The organism is Rhizobium ecuadorense (assembly GCF_001187535.1).
GTDB lineage: Bacteria > Pseudomonadota > Alphaproteobacteria > Rhizobiales > Rhizobiaceae > Rhizobium > Rhizobium ecuadorense.
Genome location: NZ_LFIO01000560.1, coordinates 1 through 1,763, shown reverse-complemented (window position 1 = coordinate 1,763; position 1,763 = coordinate 1). Strand labels below are relative to the sequence as shown.

The window sequence follows — 1,763 nt, the reverse complement described above, 5'->3', positions numbered from 1 at the left end:
GCTGCGCGGCATCCCTGAGCGAGGGAGGCCACTCGGAAAGATGCCTGTAGGCGTCCATGACGCTGCGGACCTTGGCCGGAAAACCAAGGCCAACAAGGATGGGCACAGGTTGTTTGAACATATCGGGTTTCATCGCTCTCTCCTTCCCAACCCGGAATGTCGATGGGCGCCGAGCGACGGCGCCCTTGTTCTGCGGACAACGCAGAGTTAAGCCGCCTTCTGCGCTTCGATCTGCGCGGGACCCGCAGATGTCGAAGCGGCATCGCTCTGGATGGCGATCTTCCGCGGCTTCAGGGCCTCGGGGATCTCACGAACGAGATGGATCGACAGGAGACCATTGCTGAGATCCGCTCCTTTGACCCGAACATGATCGGCAAGCTCAAAGCGATGTTCGAACGGGCGGCCGGCGATGCCGCGATGCAGGTAGCCGTCCGTGGCCACCTCCTGCTTCTTGCCGATGACGGTCAGAAGATTGGACTGGAAAGTGATGTCGAGATCATCCTGAGCAAAGCCTGCCACCACGATCGAAATCCGATAGTTGTCATCACCCGTCTTGATAATGTCATAGGGAGGCCAGTCGCTGATCGAACGGGCACGCTGGGCATTTTCAAGAAGATTGAAGACCCGGTCGAAGCCGACGGTCGAACGAAAGAGAGGTGCATAGTCGTAAGATGTTGCCATAGCCATATCCTCCTTGAAGCAACATGGTACGGAAGGCCGAAAGTCGGCGCTTCCAGCAAGACCAGCCCAGACTTCAGCGGCTGGCGGCAATCGATTTGGTTTTTCGGTTTTCAGGATTCAAGAGCCGACGCGGGAAAAATTGCTCGTTCTCGCGGGCGCCGGTTTTTGATGGAAGCTGCGCTGCAGCGGGACGGCAACTTGCAGCATGCATCCCATAAGGGCCTGCGCGAGGTCCAGGACAATGCGGCGGGCAGGCTGAACCTCCTCCAGGGCGGTCTCCTGTTCTCTCACCGGTAGAAATGTCCTCCTGCTTGCGCTCTCCCGCCTGCCACGTGGATTTCGAATCGCGGCGAGCCGTCCGCAACTCTGCGAGCGTCGGCTTCGACCAACCTCGACCGTGGATGCGAAACGGCGATCGCCACGCTGACTCAATGGGCCGCCCGGGTCACCTCTTCAGCCATTCAATCCCCATGTGCGCAGCAACGTCAGCGGCGCAGAAATGCCCGCGTCGATAATGTATGGATCGAACCGCGCTGTTTGACCCTCCCTGGCCGAGCGGCGGACCGGCAATCCGTGTCCGAAACCCTTCAGCGAATAAAATGACATCTGGACCACATTTTTGGACCTCCATTGGGTCAGCTCACCCCAGGGCTTTAAGATCGTTCTGCCGGCATCCTCGTTGATCCCGCCGACCGTGAGCCATTGGGAGACGGACGCTCGCGCGTTGGACGAATTCACCACCCTGTCATCTGTTCCATGCCAGATCGAAATTGGCGGCCAGGTTTTATGGTCGGGCGAGACTCTGCGAACAAGATCACCCCAGTCACCGGGCGAGCGCGACACACCGGATTTCATCGCACGCACGGCCGACATCGCATCCCTGGCGGCCCCCAGCGGCATGCCGGCGAAAATAGCGGCTCCCGCAAATAATCCGGGATATGTCGCAACCAGGACAGAGGCAAGCGCGCCTCCCGCCGACAGTCCCGCGAGGTAGATCCTGGAACGGTCGATCCGATGCCGGTTGCAAGTGAATTCGATCATCTGGCGCACCGACATCAGTTCGCCCCGATCGCGAGCGATCG

General features: G+C 59.7%; 2 protein-coding genes and 1 pseudogene. All 3 read right to left on the bottom strand.

Going from position 1 to position 1,763, the window contains the following annotated elements:
• A pseudogene (locus tag AF337_RS45305) lies at positions 1–133 on the bottom strand (DUF982 domain-containing protein); the annotation flags it as partial.
• A gap of 74 nt (positions 134–207) precedes the next feature.
• A complete protein-coding gene (locus AF337_RS11990) occupies positions 208–681 on the bottom strand; it encodes an Hsp20 family protein (RefSeq protein WP_049732316.1) in 474 nt (157 codons plus the stop codon).
• 453 nt (positions 682–1,134) lie between these two features.
• A partial coding sequence (locus AF337_RS11985) for an extracellular catalytic domain type 1 short-chain-length polyhydroxyalkanoate depolymerase (protein WP_244471226.1) occupies positions 1,135–1,763 on the bottom strand: 629 nt, incomplete at its 5' end.